The 22,775-nt window shown below is 54.8% G+C and carries 16 protein-coding genes; 9 read left to right on the forward strand and 7 right to left on the reverse strand.

Annotated elements, in window-relative coordinates:
• Positions 1 to 18: 18 nt before the first annotated feature.
• The 4 genes from SADFL11_RS22385 to SADFL11_RS22400 all read right to left on the reverse strand — a co-directional run bounded on the left by SADFL11_RS22385 (position 19) and on the right by SADFL11_RS22400 (position 5,411).
• Complete coding sequence (locus SADFL11_RS22385; protein WP_008190059.1) at positions 19 to 1,134, reverse strand: GNAT family N-acetyltransferase; 1,116 nt, start codon at positions 1,132 to 1,134, stop codon at positions 19 to 21.
• A gap of 11 nt (positions 1,135 to 1,145) precedes the next feature.
• The gene (locus tag SADFL11_RS22390; RefSeq protein WP_081450498.1) at positions 1,146 to 2,327 is read right to left on the reverse strand and encodes a glycoside hydrolase family 5 protein; all 1,182 of its coding nucleotides are present in this window, start codon (positions 2,325 to 2,327) and stop codon (positions 1,146 to 1,148) included.
• 4 nt (positions 2,328 to 2,331) lie between these two features.
• Positions 2,332 to 2,928, reverse strand: coding sequence for a WecB/TagA/CpsF family glycosyltransferase (locus SADFL11_RS22395; protein WP_228198232.1), 597 nt, complete (start codon positions 2,926 to 2,928; stop codon positions 2,332 to 2,334).
• Positions 2,929 to 3,263: 335 nt separating this feature from the next.
• Complete coding sequence (locus SADFL11_RS22400; RefSeq protein WP_050775998.1) at positions 3,264 to 5,411, reverse strand: GumC family protein; 2,148 nt, start codon at positions 5,409 to 5,411, stop codon at positions 3,264 to 3,266.
• A gap of 183 nt (positions 5,412 to 5,594) precedes the next feature.
• On the opposite strand from SADFL11_RS22400, the gene SADFL11_RS22405 reads away from it, so the two are divergent.
• The 9 genes from SADFL11_RS22405 to SADFL11_RS22445 all read left to right on the forward strand — a co-directional run bounded on the left by SADFL11_RS22405 (position 5,595) and on the right by SADFL11_RS22445 (position 19,900).
• A complete protein-coding gene (locus SADFL11_RS22405) occupies positions 5,595 to 7,109 on the forward strand; it encodes a hypothetical protein (protein WP_008191466.1) in 1,515 nt (504 codons plus the stop codon).
• A 2-nt stretch (positions 7,110 to 7,111) separates the two neighbouring features.
• Positions 7,112 to 8,458, forward strand: coding sequence for an oligosaccharide flippase family protein (locus SADFL11_RS22410; protein WP_008194472.1), 1,347 nt, complete (start codon positions 7,112 to 7,114; stop codon positions 8,456 to 8,458).
• A gap of 2 nt (positions 8,459 to 8,460) precedes the next feature.
• Complete coding sequence (locus tag SADFL11_RS22415; protein WP_008193397.1) at positions 8,461 to 9,597, forward strand: glycosyltransferase family 4 protein; 1,137 nt, start codon at positions 8,461 to 8,463, stop codon at positions 9,595 to 9,597.
• Positions 9,594 to 11,096 (forward strand): glucosamine inositolphosphorylceramide transferase family protein, encoded by a 1,503-nt coding sequence (locus SADFL11_RS22420; RefSeq protein WP_008188556.1) that lies wholly within the window; start codon positions 9,594 to 9,596, stop codon positions 11,094 to 11,096. The genes SADFL11_RS22415 and SADFL11_RS22420 overlap by 4 nt, the downstream gene beginning before the upstream one ends.
• Positions 11,097 to 11,253: 157 nt before the next feature.
• Positions 11,254 to 13,434, forward strand: coding sequence for a caspase family protein (locus SADFL11_RS22425; RefSeq protein WP_008195525.1), 2,181 nt, complete (start codon positions 11,254 to 11,256; stop codon positions 13,432 to 13,434).
• Between the two features lie 45 nt (positions 13,435 to 13,479).
• Positions 13,480 to 15,432, forward strand: a complete 1,953-nt coding sequence (locus tag SADFL11_RS22430) for an adenylate/guanylate cyclase domain-containing protein (RefSeq protein WP_008195400.1) — start codon at positions 13,480 to 13,482, stop codon at positions 15,430 to 15,432.
• A gap of 27 nt (positions 15,433 to 15,459) precedes the next feature.
• The gene (locus SADFL11_RS22435; protein WP_134853111.1) at positions 15,460 to 16,191 is read left to right on the forward strand and encodes a hypothetical protein; all 732 of its coding nucleotides are present in this window, start codon (positions 15,460 to 15,462) and stop codon (positions 16,189 to 16,191) included.
• Between the two features lie 27 nt (positions 16,192 to 16,218).
• Positions 16,219 to 18,696, forward strand: a complete 2,478-nt coding sequence (locus tag SADFL11_RS22440) for a PAS-domain containing protein (protein WP_167579025.1) — start codon at positions 16,219 to 16,221, stop codon at positions 18,694 to 18,696.
• Entirely contained in the window at positions 18,683 to 19,900 is a 1,218-nt protein-coding gene (locus SADFL11_RS22445) for an EAL domain-containing response regulator (RefSeq protein WP_081450497.1), read from the forward strand. The genes SADFL11_RS22440 and SADFL11_RS22445 overlap by 14 nt, the downstream gene beginning before the upstream one ends.
• A 15-nt stretch (positions 19,901 to 19,915) precedes the next feature.
• On the opposite strand, the gene SADFL11_RS22450 is transcribed toward SADFL11_RS22445, so the two are convergent.
• From SADFL11_RS22450 to SADFL11_RS22460, 3 genes are read right to left on the reverse strand one after another with little or no spacing between them, the layout of a single operon-like run.
• Positions 19,916 to 20,911, reverse strand: coding sequence for an ABC transporter ATP-binding protein (locus SADFL11_RS22450; RefSeq protein WP_008196657.1), 996 nt, complete (start codon positions 20,909 to 20,911; stop codon positions 19,916 to 19,918).
• Complete coding sequence (locus tag SADFL11_RS22455; RefSeq protein ID WP_008196326.1) at positions 20,908 to 21,936, reverse strand: Gfo/Idh/MocA family protein; 1,029 nt, start codon at positions 21,934 to 21,936, stop codon at positions 20,908 to 20,910. Before SADFL11_RS22455 ends, SADFL11_RS22450 begins: the two co-directional genes overlap by 4 nt.
• Positions 21,933 to 22,772, reverse strand: a complete 840-nt coding sequence (locus tag SADFL11_RS22460; RefSeq protein ID WP_040450957.1) for a carbohydrate ABC transporter permease — start codon at positions 22,770 to 22,772, stop codon at positions 21,933 to 21,935. Before SADFL11_RS22460 ends, SADFL11_RS22455 begins: the two co-directional genes overlap by 4 nt.
• Between the last annotated feature and the right edge of the window lie 3 nt (positions 22,773 to 22,775).

The following is a 22,775-nucleotide window of genomic DNA, read 5'->3' on the forward strand; positions in this document are numbered from 1 at the left end:
ACTGCTCAAGTCACAGCATCAGCTGAATTTCGGCATCAGTTTCTTCAAAGTCCTGCGGAATGGGCCGCGGGACTGATAGGCGGTAAAGGCCAGCCGGCCAATCGGCCCGGAGGTGACCGTGATATTCGTAAGCGGTATCTGTTCTGCGCCAAATGAAAGCTTATAAGGCTCATCGCCGATCGTGAAATCAAAGATGGTGTGTCCCGCTTCTGCTTCACGGCGGATCAGCTCGTTGAGACCCAAAAGCCCGAGCGAATATCGTTGGAAATCTTGTTCTTCATAGAATGCACCCAACAAGAAGAGGAAGCGGCTCTTGTGGCGGACTCCAAAGTCTATCGATAAAATTCTATCCTCGAATTTGCTAACGAATGTCGATGCGATTCCATGCCGTTGTCCCTTTACAGCAATATTTTGATAGAACTCAAAAACCTCCGGACGGGAGAACAAATTGGCTTCATACCGTGCTTCACGTAACTCACGCATGAGCTGGAACGCGTCAACTATAGAACGTTCGTCACAGAGTTCGGCAAACTCGAGTTTGCCATGAGTTTTCTCGAATCCATTTGTTTTCCGCTTCAAACCCTTGCGCATGTTTTTTGAAACAGATGTCGTAAACCAATTATCATACCCGGCACCGGCATCTACCTCATAGGAACAGCTGGTATTGGGAGTTATGTTTGCTCCTGGAAGCAACTTTGCCGCATCAAATGCGCACGGACGCTGTTTTCGGAAGAGGATCAAATGATACGGCTGGATCGCAGAGAGAATGCCTTCCGCCACGCTTGGATTGTTTGCCAGCGCTGTCAGTTTTTCTTCCGAACCCACGATTGCGTTGTAGTCGGCCACTCCGAGATCTGCAGGTTGGACAATTCGAATGCCGAAATGTGTTTCCCGCACAAGCGGGAGGATCGCATCAGGGTGGTCTGATCCTTTGCTGGAGATCTTGATGATCAGCGGCTCGGCGCCATGGCCTGGAACAAGAGTGTGATAGAACTCGTGGAGCCATAGAGGACTTTGGAAGGCCGTCGCGTTGGAGCCTTTAAATAGTGTTGAGTACTCTTCAGATAAAAAATCGTACGTATTGCACGCTTCGATCCGGTATTCAGCCTCTGTACTGACTATTGGATGATCCATGACAGTTTGTCCTAGTTGGCCCCCGCAGAGACCGGGCGATCGAAAAGGGCGTTTATCGCTTCGTTATCCAACGCTTGGCTCATCGGATCGACGATGCCGAACCCATCTGAATAATCCCAATGCGTCCAGCCAATGCAAAGCGCTTCGGCTTCTTTTGTAACCGTCTGCAGCCAATAGAGGCGGTCGTTACGTGGTGCGTCGTAAGAAAGAACGCCAAACTCATTTATGACAACAGGAAGCCCATGCTTCTGCGACCAGTTTTCAATCGTCGAAAAGGCGTTCTGGACGTCTTTTTCGGTCCATGGTTCTTCGAAAATCCGACGAATCTCTTCTGCAGCCTGTTCATGCCCTTCTGCCTGGAGCCGGGAGACCAGCGCTCGTATCCGCGCATCGTTTTCTTTCGTCGGGAATGGGATGCCGGTAGCAAGGCGTGCCGTATCGTCCGGCGGATGCCATTCGGCGCCCTGATGGGTGAAAAGGAATGGATCGTAGAAGTGGATTGCGTAAACGGTGTTGCCATCGGTCAGCGGCGGAAAGTTGGCCAGACTTTCGTGGCGCATCGGGCCGTGCGGGCCAACGACGAACGTGTGATCTGGAAGCCATTCCCGAAGCTTCCTAGAGAGCCGTCCGGTATGGTCCTCCCAGATCTCTGGCGACGTATCCGGTTCATTCAGAAACTCAAGGGCGACCTCTGCCGGACTGGTACCGTCCAGCACTGATGAAAGATGGCGCCAGCTGTCTTCGAGGCGTCGGTATCCTTCGTCCGGCGCCGTTCGATAGACCTTGTTGAACGTCCCGTCCGGGTGGAGATCGACCGTCACCGTAAACCCGATAGCGAGAAGGTTCTCCAGCACAGCCAAGAGTTCAGTAGAGTACTTGGAAAGATCCTCAGATCCCCAGTCGCCCGTATTGAACGCTTCATGAAAAACGGGGAGGCGGATATGTGTAAAGCCGCTTTCATAAAGCCGCCTGAGGGTGCTCAAATCTGGACGATAGAAAATGTCATCAGCATCCCAATTGGGCAGGTTCACACCGCGCGCCATCGTTGCCAGGAGTGCACGGTTTTCAAATGCCGGAAAGGTCTGAGCGGTAAAACAATGGTCGGCATTTTGCGGACTGGCATGTGCACCTCCCCAGGCAGTCATTGCCAGGCAGGCGGGCAGTATAAACTTCGCCAGAGTACGCACCCACATACGGTCAGTCTCTCAGCATGATAAAGAACGCTTTATGATTGGTTTGAAGATAGCGCGGCCCGAGACGGCGTGGCTCCTGCATCGTCCTGTAGAGCCACTCCAGACCAAGATTTTGCATCCATTCCGGCGCGCGGGGATTCTTGAGTGATAGAAAATCAAAGAGCCCGCCTGAGGTTTTTATGACACCGACGTTGGTCAGTTTCTTGAGGTTGCGGGATACAAATTGCTGCTCTCGGGGAACTCCCATGCCGATCCATAATACATCCGGCGCGAGGTCGTTGATCTCTGAGACAATTGCATCTTCTTCGTTCGCCCCAAAATAGCCGTTTCGCCGGCCCACGACGTTAAGATCGGGATAGAGTTTCTGGGTGTTGCTGACTGCCGCAGCGTTGGATTTTTCATCGGCGCCGAACAAGTAGAACGAAGCGCCGATATCTTGAGCCACAAGAGCAACGTCGTGATAGAGGTCGGTCGTTGCTACACGTTCGATATTCTGCAAACCATGTTTTATCCTCGCGATCCAAACCATCGGCATCCCATCGGCAAGGATCTGATCTGCTTGAAGGAATTCCTGGCGCACTGCATTGTCCTCGTTGCACATGACGACGACTTGTCCATTCGCGGAAGTGGAATAAAACGGCGCTTTTGCTGCCCCCCGATTGGCGAGTGCTTGCGCGATCAGGGTCTCGGCTGCGGTCTTTCGATCCGTCCATGTAATTGGAAGTCCGCCGAGAACTTCAACGACATGGTAGGATTGGGCAAGCTGTGCGAGCTGCCGGGCGTCCCATGGACCATGTTTTTTTTGGTCGCTCTGAGTGTGTCTTGGACGCTGCGGACTCATTATCTATTCGCCAGGCTCCGGAATTTTCGCAGTGTGCAAGATAACGTCAGGGAATTAACGTTCAGCAAACAGAAATGCTGGTTGGCTTAAATAGACTAGAGCGTCACCCAACGAAGCTTTTCTTCCACTTCAGACGATATTCCAGAGAGAACGTCGCCGTTGATTGAATGTACCTCGAACTCTTCCTCCACAACGACGAACAGATCTGCAAACTCTGAGAGGCGCTGGACTTGTCCTTGATTGCGTACGGGCGGAGCGTCGATGATCATGCAGGTATCCCGAGCTGTGTTGCTGACTGAAAAGCCCTCAATGACCTTCAGGATAGAACGCCGGTTCCGGAAGTGGTTCGTTGCGATCTCGCCGGGATCAACAATCGAAAGTGCGTGAGCTGTAGGGAGACCAAAGGAGCCGGGCGCTGTTCGATGAGCGTCAATCAGGTTCTGGTTCTCAGTCAGCAGCAACACGGGAAGCCCGCGCTGTCCTGCAAGCGCTGCAATCCCGAGAACGACATTACTCTGATCTAGGTTCGGCTCAAGCGAGCTCACAACTACCACTGCCCCTCTGCTTTGGAGGGTCTTCACGTCACGCCGCAGCGGACCGCGTTTCAGATACTGCGCAGTTTCCTTTGCATCGAACAGTGCATGAGTTTGGGTTTGGACCGGGTGATAGTTGCGATCTCGCGCGCCTGCATGCCCTTGCGCACGAATAGGGCGATCGGGCACTTCCTGGAAGCCCATCTTCTGAATTGTCTCATTCAATCTGCCAACCGGCGCTGAAAGGCGGTTCCGGCCTTCTTTGAATTTCCGCCCGGTCTGTTGACGTCTTCCAAAACCAAACGGCGATTGAGACATCTTCTTTGGCGCGCGTTTTTTCTCTGTAGGAGCCCCCTTCATCTCACGGGCAAACGCATAAAGAACCGCGCATCCCCCTGACAAAACCAGGAAAACAAGCCCAGCCAGGACCCGGCTTGGCCGGTTTGGTTTCAGAGGAGGCAAGGCCGGCGATGCGATCCGGGCTTGCCCGAGTTCCAGACCGCTCTGTTTTTCGGTCGCCTTGAAACGGGCCAGAAACTCTTCATACAGCTGCCGGTTTGCGGTTGCTTCACGTTCCAGGCTTGCAAGCTGAACCATGGCGCGCCCGGTTCGATGAGCTGTTTGTTTCCTCTGGTTGAGCTGGTTCGTCAAAGCTTGAAGGGTGGAATTTGCGCTTTCAAGCCGCTCTTTCTGGATCGCAAGAAGCCTGCTTTGCTCTAGAGAGATTTGCCGTTCGATTCCGGCCAGCTTGCTGCGCTCTGACGTTACGCGGGGATGGCGGTCGCCGTAGACGCGGCTGAACTCGGAGAGGTTTTGGAGGATCTGTCCTCGTTCACTGCGCAGCTCTGCAAGCTGTGCCGCATCCGATTGTTCAGTTGTGGAGGGTAGTCCTGCTCCTGTGCTGATCTTTTCAACTCTTGAGCGGATGGCCTCTGTCTCGGCCTTGGCAGCAACGATCTGCTCGTTCAGTGTGATGAGTTCACGCTGCAGCAGTGTGCTGTCTTGAGTGACACCGATAATGCCGTTTTCTGCCTTAAAACTCGCGACAGCTTTTTCGGATACCTCAAGGTTTGACCTCAAGTCGTTCAGGCGCTCTTCCAGCGAGGAAGCCGCAGTGGCATTCGCGGACACCAAAGCATTAGTCTGGCTGTCCACGAAAGCTTGAGCGATAGCATTGGCGTAAAGTGCGGATTTTTCGGGGTCGTTAGACGAGAACGATATTTCAACAATGAAGGTCGCGCCCACCCGATTGACTTGCAGACGCCGCTTAAAGGCGGCGAGCAACTCCCGATCGTCCGAGCCTACGGATCGCGCGAAAACCGGATCGGACTTGGCATCGAGATCTTCCAAAACGGGACGCAGAAACCCATCGGAGTGAACGATTTGGACGATACTTTCCAGGAAAGCGGCATCTGATCCGATGCCCGGCAAAACGTTCTCGGTAAGCGTCACTCTGCGCTCGCGCGGGTCAACCAGTACAAGTGCAGTCGCTTTGTATGGGAACGGATAAAACGAAAATAAGACAAGCGCGATCGCTGTCAAAACAGCTGTGATAATCGTGATGCGCACCAGGTTCCGGCGGAAAAAGCCGACGATTTGCGAGAATTCAATCAAACCCTGGTTAAATGCGCCGTATCGCTGTTTTCCGTCTGATGAAAACGGACCTTCCGGAGTCTCTTGGTTCCAAGCTCCACCTGGAATGGCGGTCATGTCAAGGCGCTCCAGTCGTGTCGAAAAGCACTCTAATCAAAACTAGGTTCGGCGCAGCGGTTCGTAAGCGGGTTCATCGGTTCGGAAAAACTTAGCAATCAATCAATAACTATCCGTTAAACATAAACGCCTTCGGTATGACGAAATGCTCAGGACGACAGCCCCGAAGAGCTTGGTATCTGCGTGAGAACTGTCGATAAAAATCAACGCTATGGCCTGGTTTCTGAGGGGCCTGACTGGAGCCGGGAGTCGATGGGCTCGGTGGCTGCAGTGGTTGGCGGTTTTTTGCTCATCGGACTGCCGGTTGCGGGGCACATTTTAACTCCGCTGATCGCCATTCCGATGGCTCTGGTCCTCAGTGTTCTGCTCGCGAACTACGCGCCGCGCACTGCATTGATCAGCGTCATCATTGCGCTGTTGTTCCAGAATTTCTTTGTTTCAATGGTTTCGTCTAACCTGAGCGGACCGGATGAATTCAAAATCATTCGCGGATACAACTTTGTCATACTCGTATCAATTTGGTCGGCTTTCTTCGCCAGTTACTGGACCCGGTTTCGCGCACAAAACAGGTCCATCGATCTCATCATGAACCTGACCTTTGGCGCAGTTGGGCTCGTCTTTTTCTATTTTCTGATCGGTCTTGTTCAAAACCCGACCACCGCTGTCATTTACCTCCGGAACATTCTGACGCCGATCCTAATCTTCCAAATTGCCTTGATCACCTTTTGGCGGTTTGACTTTGGCCTAACGGTACCGCTCTTCATGGTCGGTACGATCTTCCTTCTAATGGGATATATCGAACTGATTTTCCGAGAGGATTGGCTCTACTTCACCGGGGGCGAAAGCTACTGGGAGCTGGACATGCGGTCGGCGCGTTTGTCACTTGAATGGGACCAGGAAGCGCGAGAAACCGGTTTCGTCATGCTGGGCTTTCTCGATGCCTTTCGTGTCGATTTATTCAACACACCTCTGCTCGACGGATTGGACCTGAGGGTTACGCGTCTCATGGGACCAAATATGCACGCGATCAGCTATTCCTATGCGGTGGCCTTCCTGCTTGTGTTCGCGCTGTTTCGTGGTTCGGTTATCATGGCGTTGCTGCTGTTTCCTTTGCTCGTCTTTGCAAATGCAAAAGGTGCCTTGATTCTGTTCATTTTGGTGCTCGGAGCATGGTTCGCGTTCAAGCTCTTTGGCGCACGGATGAGCCTTTGGGTCACTGGGTTTGTATTGGCACTCTATGCCGTCGCCGGAATTGTGGTCGGGCTTCAGATCGGCGACTTCCACGTCCTTGGCTTCATGGGGGGGCTTTACAATTTTCTTGGTTTCCCCTTCGGACATGGCATCGGTGTGGGAGGCAACCTTGGCACTGACTTTTCCCAGTTGGACTGGCCAGCCTATCAGGCCGCAGGGCGCACGCCGGTCGCAATCGAGAGTGCGGTCGGAGTTCTGCTCTATCAAATGGGGCCGGCTGCGTTTTTTCTACTTGGAGTATACATCTGGCTCGGGTGGCAAACACTTAGGGTGGCTTCCTTTACCGGTGCATCTCTTCACATTGCCGCGAGTTTTGCTTTGTTAACCGTTCTTGTGAACGGAATTTTTCAGGAAGAGGCTTTATTCTCGCCACTCGCCCTCGGGCTATTGATTTCTCTAAATGGCATGGTGCTCGGCCAGGCCATCCGAAAGGGCTTCGTTCCATAGGCATGAAAAACCTGTTCGCCTCTTTGGCTTCGTTCGCCCTTAGGTCTGAAACTCGGGGCGTGATCGTCTCGATGATGGTCAAAGCTGCCTCTATCCTGTCGGCCTTCGCCCTCTTCACCTTGAGCGCACGCGTATTGGGAGAGGAGCAGTTCGGCCAGTTTGCGCTGTTTTTCAGTGCGGCTTCCATGGCAGCTGTTGCCTCAGCTTTCGGTCAGGAAATGCTGATCATCCGGATCTGGAACGAAAATGTTGCCGCCGGCCGCATTTCTGTTGCCAAAGGCGGGATCGTATTTGGGTTGTTGATCTCGGCGCTGGGCGCAACTCTGGGCGCCATAGTGATGGCGGGGATGGTCTATTTCTACAGCAACTGGGCGGCAGCCTTGAGCGCTGGATTGTTTGTTGCTGCTGCTGTCTTCCTTCTGTTTTTCTCCAGTCTTGCCCGGTCGATTGTCAGCATACTGGTCGGCGACGGACAAAGAGAGCTGACCGCATTGCTGTTTGCAAACGTTGTGCTCATCTTCTGTCTTGTTTTTGACTGGAGCTCGTCCGTCACATCTGTTGTCAATTTGATCGTCCTCGGAAAAGTCGTTGCGATTGCCCTGCAGGTTTTTTTCCTGACCCGAGTGCTGCGCCGAATGTACCCGGAGATATTTACAGCCAAACCGGAGTTCGCCGTTGATCGCTGGTTGCCATCTTCTACTCGGCTCTGGTTCGCCAGTATTCTGGAGTCTTCCAATCAGTATCTCGACGTCATTCTGGTTGGCTATTTGCTCGATCCGATTGCAGCGGGCGCCTATTTTGTCACAACACGCCTTGCCAACGGATTTGCGTCCGTTGCGGACGCGTTCAACATGTTTGCCATGCGGCAATTTCCGGAGCTCTATTATAAAGCGGATGAGGGCGGTTTGCTTCGGTTGCTGCAGACCCTTGCCATCCTGACAGCGCTTGCGGTTGTCGGCGGTCTTTTCGTTGTCGGTGTCGCCGGTCATTGGCTGCTGATGATCTTTGGCTCAGAATACATGGCTTACTATCATGTTCTGGTGATCCTGTGTCTCGGAAGCGCCGCAATGGCAGCAACCGGTCCTGCGGCGCCTGTCTTGATGTTAACGGGGCATGAGGGGGCTTATCTGCGGATCGTAGCGCTCAGCGTTTTCATTCGAGTGGCTGGCTTCTTTTTGATTGTTCCAATGTTCGGGATTGTCGGTGCAGCTGCGACCACGGCTGTTTCGCTTGTTGCAATGGCCGTTCTCGTCAGCATCCGGTCACGAACAGCGACAGGCTACAATGTCACGGCAACGCGTATATTGGGCGGATTGGCACCGGATCGTATGAACGCGAAGGAATCGTGAGAATGAGTGGGCAACGCATTCTCTTTGTCCAGACGCAGGCGGAAAATGCCGGTGCTCAGGAAGTTTCCCGTCTGCTCGGGGAGCACCTGACAAACCGAGGTCACACAGTCCGGCATCTTTTCTTTTACAAGAAGTCGGAAGATTTTTCGGCGCCACCGGACACCATTATCGTGCGTCAGACCCGGCCGTCCATGTGGCGTTTCTTTTCTTTCTTGGGCGAGCTTTACAATGCCATCCGGGATTTCAAACCGGACTGCGTCTTTTGCTTTCAACATTTTGGAAATGTGATCGGGGCACCGATTGCCAGGCTTGCGGGCTGTCCGGTCATCGTTGCCAACCAGGTAACGGCACCCAGCTTGATCAATCCAGTGGTTGCCCTTCTCGACAAAGGTCTCGGGATGGCCGGGATTTATGATCGGGTCACTGTGAATTCCAACTTCCTGCTCGATACCTATGGCCGCTATCCACACCGCTATGTGTCGAGATTGGACTTAATACCGCAAGGATTTGAAACCAAAGACTGGGCGATGGACAAAGCCTCGGCACGTGAGGAACTTGGCTTGCCTAACGGTGTGCCGCTTCTCGGTGTTTCCGCACGGTTGAACCCGGCCAAGCAAATCGACAAGGTTTTAGCCATTCTTGCCAGGCAGCCGGAATGGCATTTCGCGATCGCTGGTCAAGGACCGGACTTTACGCGTTTGCAAATTGAAGCCGCTAAACTTGAAATAACGAACCGTGTTCATTTCCTGGGTGAATTTGCCCCCAGCCAGATCGGTGAATTTCTCGCCTGTCTGGACGTGTTCACATTTCCGTCTGCTGCGGAGAGTTTCGGGCTTGCAGCCATTGAAGCAGCGCAGGCGGGTGTTCCTGTTGTTGCCAACGATTTGCCGGTCTTGCAGGAAGTGCTTCAAGCCAACGGCAAACCATGTGCTCTGTTCGTTGACGTAATGGACCCCGAAGCATTTGCGAGTGCTATCGCGACGGTATTGAATAACCCGAAAGTGGCGCAGACACTTCGTGATCGAAGCGGTGATTTGAAAGAGCGGTATTCGCTGAAAGCCATGGTGGATGCGTATGAAGCCCTTGCGACTGGCAAAGACCCAGCCGCGGACAAGCATCAGGTTATGGCGGTCTCATGAGGATCGGGATCGTTGTTGAAACAGACCGGTGCCGGCGTTGGTTGTTGCATCTATCCGAGCTTTTGAAGACGTCTCAGTCAGAGGAAGTGGTGTATCAGCTGATAAAACCATCGCCTCTAGTATCCAGGGAACTGCAAACGGCCCTTCAGCTTGAGGAACGTGTTCTCGGCACAGATCCGTTCTCCTGTATGAGCGAACTGGATCCTTCGGAGCTGCCTCAGACCAGCGGAAAAGATACCGATCTTGCTTTCGATCTCACCGCTAGTGGAAGTGGCAGCAGCGGCTCCAAGACTTTTGAGGTCAGATACAACGGAGCTTGCGGTGAGGAAGCCCTGTTCTCTGCCTTGATGACCAAAGGGACGCCACTGATTGAAGTTATCGATCGGCAAGCTGGCACTGTTGCGGCCTGCGGCACCGCCTCGCTCGAAGCAGCAAGAGGTCTTGGTGGCGCAATGGACGCCGTCTTTTCGCGGGTCTCAGTTCTGATCAAGAAGGTCGTTGAAGGGTCTCACGCGCACGGCACGCCAATGAAGGCAGAGGTACTTCAAGCGGTCACGCAGAAACAGGTCCTGATCCGGATGTTGCGGGAAACGGCGGTCACACTGATCCGATCTGTCTACAGAGCGTTTTTCTACACGTCCCATTGGCGGGTTGGCTGGAGATTTACTGACGGTGAGGGCGTTGCGGGCACCCGTGACCTGAGTGGAGAGCCCTGGTACGTTCTGAAAAGCCCGCATGACACGTTCTTCGCTGATCCTTTTCCAATCGAAACTGATGGCCGGTATTATCTGTTTTTCGAAGCCCTGCCGCACGAAACCCAAAAGGGTGTCATCTCGATGGTGGAGATGACAAAAGACGGTCCGGTCGGCGAAGCTTCAACGGTTCTTGAAGAACCGTGGCATCTTTCTTATCCCTTTGTTTTTGAACGGGATGGAGAATTCTGGATGATCCCGGAAAGCTCTTCGAACAACGAAGTTGTGCTTTATAGGGCGGCAAGATTTCCCGGCCAATGGGAGCGGCACACTGTCCTGTTGTCCGGTGTAGAAGCGGCAGATGCGACCATCATTGAGCATGAGGGACGGTTCTGGATGTTTGCCGTCACGAGAAACGGTGTTGGCGGGTATTCCGACTGTTTGAGCCTCTTTTATGCAGATGATTTGTTCGGCCCTTGGCACGCCCACCAGAAAAATCCTGTCCTAGTTGATGACCGCGCCGCACGGCCGGCAGGACGGTTCTTTTTGCAGGGCGGAGAATTGTGGCGCCCAGTTCAGGATTGCCGGAACGGCTATGGTGCGGCACTTGCCTTTGCCCGGGTCGATGAGTTAAGCCCGACAACTTTTCAGCAGTCGGTTCACGAAACGCTGATACCGGGGCCGTTGTGGCCTGGACGTAAATTTCATACTCTGAACAAGGCTGGTGATCTGGAGGTTATTGACGGGTGCACTTACCATCCAAAATCAGAACTCGCAGCGAAAATGAAAGCGTTTTTCGATAGATAGAGTGCCGAGATAAAAGCTTGAGTTGCCGGCTCAACGCGGTTGATGGTTCGGCTGTAGTCGAGTTTCAAAAAGGTCAGGCACTGCAGGTGCCTACAATTGACGTAACGTTCTTTCTCATATCAAATTATCGGAACATATCCGTCAACGGAGGCGTGAGATGGCCCTGACATTGCCGGGAAGTCTTTTCAAAAACACCATATTTCTGGCGTTTGTACTTATTCTGACCATGTGCGGCTCCGCAGTTGGACAGGAACGGCACGCGTTGGTCATCGGAAATGCCGATTATGACAGTAAGACGCTGAATGTGCTGAAAAATCCGGCAAATGATGCTGCGCTCGTTGCGGACAGTCTCAGATCTGCCGGGTTTACAGTGGAGCTCGTGTTGAATGCCAATCTTCGCACCATGAAACGCTCGGTGCGGGACTTTTCTGACAAACTGAAAGCAGCGCCGAAGGGCTCCTTGTCGGCATTTTATTATTCGGGGCACGGATTTGAAGCGGGTGGAAAGAATTATCTAGCGCCGCTTGAAGCGGATTTGCGGGATGAGGTTGATGCCGAGTTCGAAGCTCTTTCCGTCGACTGGGTGCTCACTGCGGTTGAGAGTTCGCATGAAGGCGCCAACATCGTCATCCTGGATGCGTGCCGTAACACAGCGCTTACACGCTCTGCGGGCGGGACGGCCGGTGGCTTCTCTCTTTTGACCAGCACGCCGCGCGGAAGCTTCATATCCTTTGCGACAGCCCCTGGCAGCACCGCAACAGACGGAGCTGGATTGAACAGCCCTTATACCGCTGCAATTGCCCGTGAAATGCTTGTTCCTGGCGCGTCGATTGAAACGGTCTTCAAGCGCGTTCGCCAGCAAGTGGTAGAAGCAACGGGCGGCGAACAGGTGCCTTGGGACCATTCATCCTTGACGCAAGACATTGTGCTGCTGCCTGGCGGAGCTACACAGGACACCGGGGCGCAACCGGCAGCGCCACTCAGCGCTGATGCCATTCAGGTCGAGCTGCAGTTCTGGAACGATGTCAAAGACTCCGATGATCGCCAGCAGATCCAGGCCTATCTGGACCGGTTCCCGCAAGGAGCGTTTTCTGAGCTTGCCAAGGCACGGCTGGCGCAGATTGGTTCAGGGCCGTCTGGGGACATCGAACAGTTGTTTGCCAAGATCCAGAGCCGGTCGTTGTTGGTCGAAAATCCGCAGCGCCCGCATGAGTTTTACGCCAATGCGCGTCTGCGTGAGATCAAAGGCGATTATCCTAAAGCCCGCCAAGATTACTTGAAGTATTTTGCTTTTGGGGAGCCTCAAGTGGACCCGCACGTCCGGTTCCAATCGGTGTTGAAAATCCAGGAGGGGCGGGCAGGCGCGCGCGAAGTCTATAACGCCTTTTCGCAAGGCCGGCGCGATCCAACGACACTCTTTGCCGAGATCTTGCTGGAAGAGCGCGAGGAACGCGTTCGCCGCTTGACCGCGTTCATTGATGCATATCCGGATTTCACACCGGCCTACTACGCTCTGAGCCAGGATTTTTCTGCGGCGCGGGTTGGTCAGCAATCGCTCGCCGACAAGACGCAGGAACTGGAGCTGTTGCAGAAATTTCAGGAACGCGTCGATGAAGGACGGTTCTTGAGGTACTTCATTGACCAGCAGATGGCGGCCCAATGGCAGGAAGATGCCAAGACACGCTTGGCCGCTTTGTCGGTCATGAACACCGCCGCCCTCAGCAATCCGGTTAAAATCAATGCCATGCGCAGCAATCAGGGATGGATGATCAATCTGGCGATCGCCGACCGCACGCAAGAGATCTTCGTCAAACTGCCGGATCAGGATTTCAAGTCGACCGGTTTCATGGCGAATTCCATGGATCCAACGACTGGCCGGCCGATCGCTTATCCGATGATCGAGCTCCCCGGGAACGCTGGCGAAATGGATATTGCGGTCAAATACACCGACATTCGCGGCGAAGAACAGGGACCATTCCAGATCAAGTTCAGTCCGGGCCTCGCCCTCATCGCAGGGCAAAAAGATATCTTGGAACGGATGCCGAATGGTTGGCTCAGCTACCGGGACTATGACGGCAAGCGGCTGGTCTATTTCACCCATTTGATCAGTTACCGGTGCGCCATTGATGAAGTGCGTTATGGATTGGATACGGATGCGCCGGATCAGACGTTTGAGATCGGTGCTTGCGATCCTGACAATCCGCATGCAATCCCTTCCAGCGGGCCTGGGTCGACCGTTCATGCGACCATTCCGAAGCCGACGCAGTTCATATCTGTGCAGTTGACTTATGCCGATGGCACGCAATCAGAAGTCCAACGATTTGATGCACCGAACTAAGGTGTTCTCAGCTGTCGACTGGCAAAACACATTTGGCGGCGCGCGATGACAACCTCGTCGCCGCCCGGCAGACCTGAAACCAGTTTTCTGGGGCGATGGGGCAGTGCAGTTTGCGCAGCGCTGCTTGCAGTGCTGATTGCGATACCGGTTGCCAGCCGGCTAGACCCGATAGTTGGCGACCTTGCCGTCTTGGAGTTCATGCCCAGCGAGCAAGTCTCCGATACGGATATTGTGATTGTTACGATCACAGAAGATACGTTGGCCTCTTTCCCTTACCGCTCTCCAATAGACCGCAGGTTTCTGGCCGAATTGCTGGTCTCCCTCGATGCGGCTGGACCGGCAGGGATTGGCATCGACGTGCTGTTTGACAGCCCGAGCGAACCGGAAAAAGACGCCGGGCTTCTTCAGGTCCTGGATGACTTGGCGACACCAGTTGTGTTGGCGACGGTCCCCGCCAGTCTTCTGACGGAAAAACAAGCTGCTTATCTGTCTTCCGTAGTGGAACGCCGGCAACCAGGGTCTGTGATTTTGCAGAGAGACGATGCAGATGGCATTCTGCGACATCTGCCCGTCAATGATGGCGAGACACCGCTATTCACCGAAGCGCTTGCAAATCAGCGTTTTGAAAAGACGCCTTTTGACAGCCGGATCCTTTATCCAGCGCTTTCGGCTGATGACGCAGGGCCGTTCCCGCGCTACCCCGCCCATACCGTCGCCTTTCTTCCTCAAGACTGGTTTTCCGGCAAATATGTTCTGATTGGAACGGATCTTCCGGGCACGGACCGCCATGCGACGCCTTTGGCCTCCCTTCAGGGCGTCCAGGCTGGAAATCTGCCAGGCATTGAGATCCATGCTCATGTGCTGGCGCAGTTGTTGTCCGGACGCGCGCTTGCGGTTCCAACCTTTGCGCAGTCAATAGGATTGCTTGTCCTTTTCGCCGGCGTTTCGGCTCTTGTTTTTACAATTTTCCGGCAGCCAAAGGTGTTTTTCACAGGTTTCGTGATTTGCCTCAGTATTTACGGGGTGGTGGCATGGGGATTGATGCAGGCGGGGACCGCTTTGCTCCCGGTTCTCGGCCCTGTGACCGCAGCATCGGCAAGTGTTTTCCTGCTGGCTCTTGTGCGATGGCGGCAGGACCGGCTGGAGCGTGCGTTCGTGGTGTCGGCTTTTGAGAAATACGTCAGTCCGGAAGTCGTTAGACGTTTGGCGACGGGTGAGGTTGAACTTGCCTTGGGCGGCGAGAAGCGCTTGGTCACGTACGTTTTTACCGACCTGGCTGGGTTCACGACCCTTTCTGAGGAGTTGCCGCCTGATCGCGTCGCAGAAATCCTGAATGGATATCTTGATGAAGTCTGTGACGTGGTTTTCCGCCACGGTGCAACGCTCGACAAGCTCATTGGTGACGCGGTTGTCTGCTTCCTGGGCGCACCCGAAGACGATCCTGCGCAAGCAAAAAACGCCGTTGCCCTTGCTGTCGAGCTTGATCAGACGGCGGAACAGTACCGGAAATCCTTGTTGGAGCAGGGGGTGTCGTTGGGCGTGACCCGCATCGGGGCGCATTGCGGCGATGCGGTGATCGGGAATTTCGGTGGTCACCGTTTCTTCGATTACACGGGGATTGGAGATACGGTGAACACGGCGGCACGATTGGAAGGCGCCAACAAATATCTGGGCTCTCGCATCTGTGTTAGTCAGACTGTTCTGGAGCGGTTTGAAGTGAATACTGATTTTGTCTTCCGGCCCCTCGGCGAAGTTGTCCTGAAGGGGAGGCAGCAGACCCTTGGCTGTTTCGAACCAAGTCCAAAAGGCGTCTCCGAGGAAACCTGGTTTCAGGATTACATCACTGGTTATGATCAGCTGAACGAAGATACAGAGGTTGCAAAAACACTTTTTGAACGGGTTTTGGCTATCAAGTCAGATGATGGGCCGTCCCGGTTTCATTTGGACCGGCTGGAAAAAGGGCTGTCCGGCACGAAGGTTGTCTTGTCGGAGAAGTGACGCTTCACCTGCGCTTGAGGAGTGAAGATGTTGAAAAGACTGTGGATTTGCCTGTCAGCATTGGCGATGATGTTGTTGCCTGCGCATGCGGAGATCGTTGTTGTCGCGGTCAGCGGTACAGATGAAATCACTCCGGGAACGAGGCTGGCAACCGGGCAGGCAATCAACTTGCCGGAGGGCGCCAAACTCACGCTTTTATCCCAAAGCGGTGAAATGCAAGTCCTCGAGGGGCCGTACTCTGGTGTGCCGGCTGCAAAGGATGAGGCCTCCACTCAGAATAGTGACGTTGCGGGGTGGTCTGCAGTTCTTGCACTTGTCGGCGACCCGGACGCGCGGTCGGATGTCATGGGTGCATCGCGTGTCACTGATGGTGCGTTCATGGTGCCGCCGAGCATCTGGCATGTCAGTGTCGACAGTTCCGGACCACGGTGCACCTTGCCGGATGCTGTGGCCTTATGGCGCCGGGATGCCGGACAGGGCACAGATATCTCTATTCGCAGCAGCGCGGGCCGCCTGACAGATGTCGCTTGGCCGGCGAACGAGCACATGCTGGCGCTGCCGAACGAATTTGCGGCGGATGGACGAATGATGGTTTCCATCAACGGTGAACTCCGCGACTTGGCTTTGATCGTAGCACCTGACGACCTGCCAAACGCCGGCCCCGGTGCCGTTTTCACTTGGTTGATGGAGCACAAATGCCAACGTCAAGCTCTGGCGTTGATCGAACGGGTCCATGCGGGATTGAACCTGACGGATTGATCCAATGGAGCATTAGGGAGCATGCAGATGAACAGGGACGGACTGCTCGAAAGCGTACTCTCCAGCATGATCCAGGGCGTTGCTGTGTTCGACGAGGATCTGAAGCTTCTTGCTTGGAACCAGAAATTCCGCGACATGCGCCATTACCCCGATGAGCTGGTCTTCGAAGGCCAAAGCGTTGAAGCTCTCATTCGTTTTGACGCCGAACACGGTGAGTTTGGGCCGGGAGATGTGGACGAGATCGTCCGGGGTTTGATGCAGAAAGTGCGGTATTTCGAGGAACACGCCTTTGAACGCGCCCGCCCGGACGGCAGCTACATGGAGGTCAAGGGTGGCCCGCTGCCAGGCGGTGGGTTTGTTAGCACCTATTCCGACATCACAGAACGGGTTGCGGCTCGCCATCAGCTTCTTCGGCAAATGGAAGAGCTGAAAGAGGCGCGTCAGGCCACACTGGACATGATGGAAAAGGCCGAGGCGAACCGTAAGCGTGCCGAAGAGTTACGGGAAAAGGCCGAAAGTGCCACCAAGGCCAAGGACATGTTTCTGGCTGCCATGAGCCACGAAATCCGCACGCCCATGAATGGTGTTGTCGGCATGATTGATCTGTTGACGCATACCGATCTCGACGACGAACAGATGCAAATGGCCGCGACTGTCCGGGACTCTGCCTTTGCGCTTCTGACCATCATTAATGACATCCTCGATTTCTCCAAGATCGAGGCCGGCAAGATGGACCTGGAAATGATCCCCATGTCCATTCTTGATGTTGTGGAGGGCGTCGGTGAAACTATGGGGCCGAACGCCTGTGCAAAAGTGCTCGATTTCATCGCCTATTGCGATCCGAGGATCCCGGCTGAAGTTGCAGGAGATCAGGTCCGGCTGCGCCAGATCCTGTTTAACCTCCTCGGCAATGCGGTGAAGTTTACTGAGGCCGGCCAGGTCACGCTTCGGGTCGATATGAATGAGATTTCAGAAGGACAAGCTACCGTCCGGTATCAAGTGCAAGATCACGGGATCGGTATGACCCCGGAACAGACGGCAAACCTCTTCCAACCATTTCAGCAGGCCGATGTGTCCACCACCCGCCGGTTCGGCGGCACGGGCCTGGGGCTCACCATTGTGCGGCGCTTGGTTGACATGATGGGTGGAACAATCGACGTGGAGAGTGTTCCAGGGGACGGCAGCACCTTCACGGTCACGTTGACACACGAGATCGTTGAAGAGGCAGGTGTCGAAACCGGCCATGATCTGGCGGGTGTGAAGGTTCTGGCACTCGTGCCTGATGACCCGACCAGGTGGACCCTTATTGAGACGTACCTTGGCTGCTCTGGTGCTTCTGTTGATCTAGTAAGTGAACCGGAGCTTCTGCTTCAAAGCGCAATTGAGGCGCATGAAAAGTCGGCTCCATACGACACTGTCCTGTTAGGTCTCGGGTATGAGGAAACGGCAAGAGCGGATCTCCGGGAGCGTTTCCGCGCCGATGATCATCTCAAGCAGACGCGGTTCTTGGTCGAACGCCGGATGGCCGATCTTGGAACGCCGCTTGAGTTGCCGGATACGACAGTGGTGCCAGCTACACCGCTCACGCGCCGAAACTTGCTGAATGCCCTCTGTGTTGCGATGGGTAGGGCATCACCCAGTGCCATCAGACATGCTCCCTCTGTCGAGGCGGGCGGATGTATCGCGCCGAGCGCAGACGAAGCTATGGCAAACGGTGAATTGGTTCTGGTGATTGAGGACAACAAGACAAACCAGGATGTCATCCAGCGGCAGTTGCGTCTTCTAGGGTATCAATGCGAGATCGCTGAAGACGGCGAAGCCGGGCTGGCAACTATGCGATCCGGCCGCTTTGGCGTTGTTCTGTCGGACGTGCACATGCCGAAGTTGGACGGGTTGGAAATGACGCGGCAGTTCCGTGCGCACGAGACCAACGGTTCAACCCGGGTTCCGATCATTGCCATCACCGCCAATGCCCTTCAAGGAGAAGCCGACCGGTGTCTCGAAGCGGGGATGGATGATTTTCTCCCGAAACCCCTTGAGATGAAAAAGCTCAAGGAAATGCTGAAGCGCTGGCTGCCGCATGCAGCGGTCAATCGCGTTGAAGCGCCCGCGGAAATTGGCTGTGAAGACGGAAAAGAAGCCGCCGCCGTCGTTTCACCAATGAACACCGTCGAACGTGCGCCGATTGATCTGTCGCCCCTGGAAGAGATCTTTGGCGATGACCGCGAGACGATAAATGAGGTTTTGACTGATTTTGTTGATCCGGCGTGGCATGTTGTTGGAGAAATTGCAGACGCAGTTGAAGCACAGGATGCGGCCGCAGTTGGCGCGGCCGGCCATAAACTTAAATCCTCTGCGCGGGCCGTCGGCGCCAATGAACTCGCTGATCTCAGTTTGAACCTGGAGAAGGCCGGAAAATCCGACGATTGGGCCGCCATTAACGTGGAGTTTCCAAAGCTTCGGCCAATAATGCAGCAGATTGCGGACCACATTGCCGACCTTTGACGAGAACTGGACCCTTGATATGGGCATGGCCAAGGTTTTGATCGTAGATGATGACCCGTTCATCACGACCTTAACGACCAAGATACTAACCAGAATTGGATACGACACGGTCCTATCGGCGGAGGATGGTGCCAAGGGTTTGGACGCTGTTGAAGCCCATACACCCGACGTCATTCTCTGCGACCTGAACATGCCGGGCATGGATGGTCTAGAGTTTCTGCGCCACCTTGCCGAACGGGATGCGCCCTGCGCGATCATTCTCGTGAGCGGCGAGGACAAACGGATACTTCAGACAGCAACACAACTTGCCGAGGCGCATCGCCTAAAAGTTCTTGGGGCCATTCAAAAGCCGATCAAACCCGACCCGCTGAAAGCCTTGCTCGACAAACATGTTGCCCAACAATCCGCTACGAGGCGCGGGCCGATTGAAAGTCTCACGCTTGAGACGCTCAAGGCCGGGCTGGAAAGCGGAGCGATAGATGTCTTTTTCCAGCCTAAGGTCGCAGTACCGGACCGGAAACTGATCGGTGTTGAAGCATTGGTCCGATGGCGCGGTGAAGATGGAAAGCTGATCCCACCGATTGCGTTTGTTCCGGTGATTGAGGAACACGGTCTCATTGACGAAATGACGCGTCAGGTGTTCGAGAAATCAATGGTCGCCTCTGCTGCCTGGCAAAAAAAGGGGCTCGACATCAAGGTGGCGGTGAATTTTTCCGTCGACTCCTTGACGCGTTACGAGGTGTTCGATCTGGTCATCGCTGCCATCGCAAAAGAAGGCATCGATCCGCATTCCGTCATCATCGAGGTGACCGAAAGCCGGATAATGGAGGATGTCGCTGCACCGCTCGAGATCCTTACACGTTTGAGGATGAAGGGCGTTGGACTTGCCATTGACGACTACGGCACCGGTGCTTCGTCAATGCAGCAGTTGAAACGCATCCCGTTCACAGAGCTGAAGATCGACCGGGCATTCGTCGATGGCGCCCCCCAAGACGAAGAAGCCCGCGCAATGCTCGAATCCAGCGTGTCGCTGGCTAAGAAGCTGGGTCTCTCCACGGTCGCAGAAGGTGTCGAAACACAGGCGGAATGGGATCTCATTGCCGAGTTGGGTGTCGACGTCGTTCAGGGCTATTTCATCGCCAAGCCGATGCCATCCGACGAACTCTTGGCATGGGCGCGCCAGAATGGCGATCTCGCCAGCTGACGAAGACCGCTCCGCTTACGCTTGGCGCATGCCGTTCGCGTCGAAATAACGGGCTTTTTCTTGTGCAAACCCCAGTGCGACCTGCTGGCCTGCCGGTATGTCATGCTGTCCAAAGAACCGTGCGGTGATCTGTTTGTCCCCGGTCATGGCGATGACGTTGGTGTCCCCGCCGAGATGCTCGACATGCTGAACTGTCGCCTCGATCGGGCCCTCTGCGGACAGAACCAGATCTTCCGGCCGTATCCCGAGCGTCCGGGTGTCGCCGGGTGTCACTGTTTCTGCCGACAGGAAGTTCATCGAAGGAGATCCAAGGAAACCTGCCACGAACTGGTTGATCGGGTTGTTGTAGAGCTCCATCGGGCTGCCGATCTGTTCCACGCGTCCGGCCCGGAGTACGACAATCTTGTCGGCAAGTGTCATTGCTTCGGTCTGGTCGTGTGTCACATAAACGATCGAGGTGCCGAGCTGCTGGTGCAGGTTGGCAATCTCCAGCCGCGTGTTCATCCGCAGTGCAGCATCAAGGTTTGAAAGCGGTTCATCAAAGAGGAACAACTTCGGCTGGCGGACAATCGCCCGGCCGATCGCCACACGCTGACGCTGGCCGCCGGAAAGCTCTGACGGATACCGGTCGAGATAGTCTTCCAGATTGAGCATCCGGCTGGCTTCCGTAATGCGGCTCGAGATCTCTGCCTTGCTATGGCCTTCCTGCTTCAAGGCAAGAGACATGTTCCCGCGCACGTTGAGGTGCGGATAAAGCGCATAACTCTGGAACACCATGGCAATCCCGCGCTTCGAAGGCGGGGTGGTGTTGACGACATTCCCGCCGATGTTCACCTCGCCTGAGGTGGCGTCTTCCAATCCGGCGATAATCCGGAGCAGGGTGGACTTACCGCAACCAGACGGGCCGACAAAGACAACGAACTCGCCTTCCTCGACCTCAATGTTGATGTCCTTGAGAACCTCAACAGCCCCAAAGGACTTGTAGATATTCTTGAGAGAAAGAGCGGTCATTGCGCTGTTCCTAACGTGATCGGTTGGCCGATGCGGATGCTTTCGTCCGCCGCAAGGCAAATGGCGAGGGATTGAACGGCGTCCTGCATGTGACGTGTCAGGTCGATGTTTTCTGTAATGGCACGCACCATGTAGGCTTGCTCAGCATCGCAAAGCTCCTGGTGGCCGGGTTCATCAGGCAGTTCGATGGACTCATCCCCGTCTGGCCGGTGCACGAGAATGCTTCCAACCTTGGTGTGCCCGTCAATATCTGCGGAAGCGCCCTTGTTGCCGTCAGTAATGGAGACTGAGCCGTTCGGTGAGACGATGTCTTTCACAAAGAAGGCGGTTTCCGACATCATCGGTCCCCAGCCAGCTTCATACCAGCCAACGGATCCGTCGTCGAAGACAACCTGAAACTGCCCATAATTATACATGTCCTCGGCGATTTCATCAGAGAGCCTTACGCCCATGCCATGGACCCGAAGCGGTTTACCGTCGGTGATCTGGCACATGACATCGACATAATGCACGCCGCAATCCACGATCGGACTGGTGTTTTGCATCAAGGCCTTGTGGGTTGCCCATTCCGCGCCGGAAGACTGCTGATTGAGATTGAGGCGGAAGACAAAGGGGCCGCCGAGGCCGCGCGCTTCCTCAATCAGGCGGACCCAGGATGGGTGGTGGCGCAGGATATAACCGACCACCAGCTTACGGCCTGTCTCATTCGCTTTGGCAACAACCCGCTCGGCATCGGACACCGTCGTGGCCAAAGGTTTTTCGACGAATACATGCGCCCCGGCTTCCATTGCCGCACAGGCATAGTCTGCGTGACTGTCGGAGTAGGTGGCAATCACGACGAGATCCGGTTTCAGTTCCAGTCCTTCTGAGAAGCTGTTCAGGCGCGGGTAGGGCTGCAGTTCCTCGGGAAGTGCGACGGGAGAGCGGTTGACGAGGCCAACGATTTGCACACCGGGATCTTTGTGAAGAGCGAGCGCGTGGGACAGGCCCATGTTGCCGAGGCCCGCAATGACAGCACTGATCATTTGACTGCTCCAGATGTTAAGCCGCGGATTAATTGGCGAGAGAAGATCACATAGAGGATCAGCACCGGAAGGATTGCCATGGAAAGGGCGGAGAGTACCGCGTTCCAGTCGGTCACGAACTGTCCGATGAACACTTGGCTGCCGAGTGTCAGCGTCTTGGTTTCCTCCGCAGGCGCGAGGATCAAGGGGAACCAGAGATCATTCCAGATCGGGATCATGTTGAACACCGCGACCGTTGCCAAGGCCGGCCGGACCAGCGGCAACACCAGCCGGAAGAAGATCGTGTATTCGCTAAGGCCATCGACACGAGCAGCATTTTTCAGGTCGTCCGAGACCTGACGCATGAACTCCGTCAGAATGAAGACGGCAAGCGGCAAACCTTGCGCGGTGTACACAAGTATCAATGCCCAGAGTGTGTTGACCAGCCCGGTTGAGACCATCATTTCAAGGATGGCAACAGTCCCGATCCGGATCGGGACCATGATGCCAAGCGCCAAATAGAGGCCAAGGATCATGTTGCCGCGGAACCGGTATTCACTGAGGGCAAATGCGGCCATCGCACCGAAAAGCAGAATGAAGAACAGTGATGCCACGGTGACGATCATCGAGTTCTGAAAGTAGAGAAAGAAGTCCCCCTGTTTCATGACCGTCTGGTAGCCGATCATTGAAAAACTCTCGGCGTTTGGCAGGGCCAGTGGCTCCCTGAAGATGAATTTCCGGCTTTTGAAACTGTTTATCAGGATGATGAATACGGGAAACAGGGCGATCAGCGTGTAAAGGATCAACGCGCCGTGCATGGCCATCGCGTTGAAGGGACTAGTGCGGGCCTGGTTCATGGA

Origin of the sequence: Roseibium alexandrii DFL-11 (assembly GCF_000158095.2) — a bacterium.
GTDB lineage: Bacteria > Pseudomonadota > Alphaproteobacteria > Rhizobiales > Stappiaceae > Roseibium > Roseibium alexandrii.

Bases quoted from the DNA above. Each gene is read 5' to 3' on its own strand.
- SADFL11_RS22435 (WP_134853111.1), top strand. From the start codon at position 15,460: ATGTTGAAAAGACTGTGGATTTGCCTGTCAGCATTGGCGATGATGTTG.
- SADFL11_RS22425 (WP_008195525.1), top strand. From the start codon at position 11,254: ATGGCCCTGACATTGCCGGGAAGTCTTTTCAAAAACACCATATTTCTG.
- SADFL11_RS22420 (WP_008188556.1), top strand. From the start codon at position 9,594: ATGAGGATCGGGATCGTTGTTGAAACAGACCGGTGCCGGCGTTGGTTG.
- SADFL11_RS22440 (WP_167579025.1), top strand. From the start codon at position 16,219: ATGAACAGGGACGGACTGCTCGAAAGCGTACTCTCCAGCATGATCCAG.
- SADFL11_RS22410 (WP_008194472.1), top strand. From the start codon at position 7,112: ATGAAAAACCTGTTCGCCTCTTTGGCTTCGTTCGCCCTTAGGTCTGAA.
- SADFL11_RS22415 (WP_008193397.1), top strand. From the start codon at position 8,461: ATGAGTGGGCAACGCATTCTCTTTGTCCAGACGCAGGCGGAAAATGCC.
- SADFL11_RS22430 (WP_008195400.1), top strand. From the start codon at position 13,480: ATGACAACCTCGTCGCCGCCCGGCAGACCTGAAACCAGTTTTCTGGGG.
- SADFL11_RS22450 (WP_008196657.1), bottom strand. From the start codon at position 20,911: ATGACCGCTCTTTCTCTCAAGAATATCTACAAGTCCTTTGGGGCTGTT.
- SADFL11_RS22455 (WP_008196326.1), bottom strand. From the start codon at position 21,936: ATGATCAGTGCTGTCATTGCGGGCCTCGGCAACATGGGCCTGTCCCAC.
- SADFL11_RS22385 (WP_008190059.1), bottom strand. From the start codon at position 1,134: ATGGATCATCCAATAGTCAGTACAGAGGCTGAATACCGGATCGAAGCG.
- SADFL11_RS22400 (WP_050775998.1), bottom strand. From the start codon at position 5,411: ATGACCGCCATTCCAGGTGGAGCTTGGAACCAAGAGACTCCGGAAGGT.
- SADFL11_RS22390 (WP_081450498.1), bottom strand. From the start codon at position 2,327: ATGTGGGTGCGTACTCTGGCGAAGTTTATACTGCCCGCCTGCCTGGCA.
- SADFL11_RS22460 (WP_040450957.1), bottom strand. From the start codon at position 22,772: ATGAACCAGGCCCGCACTAGTCCCTTCAACGCGATGGCCATGCACGGC.
- SADFL11_RS22395 (WP_228198232.1), bottom strand. From the start codon at position 2,928: ATGTGCAACGAGGACAATGCAGTGCGCCAGGAATTCCTTCAAGCAGAT.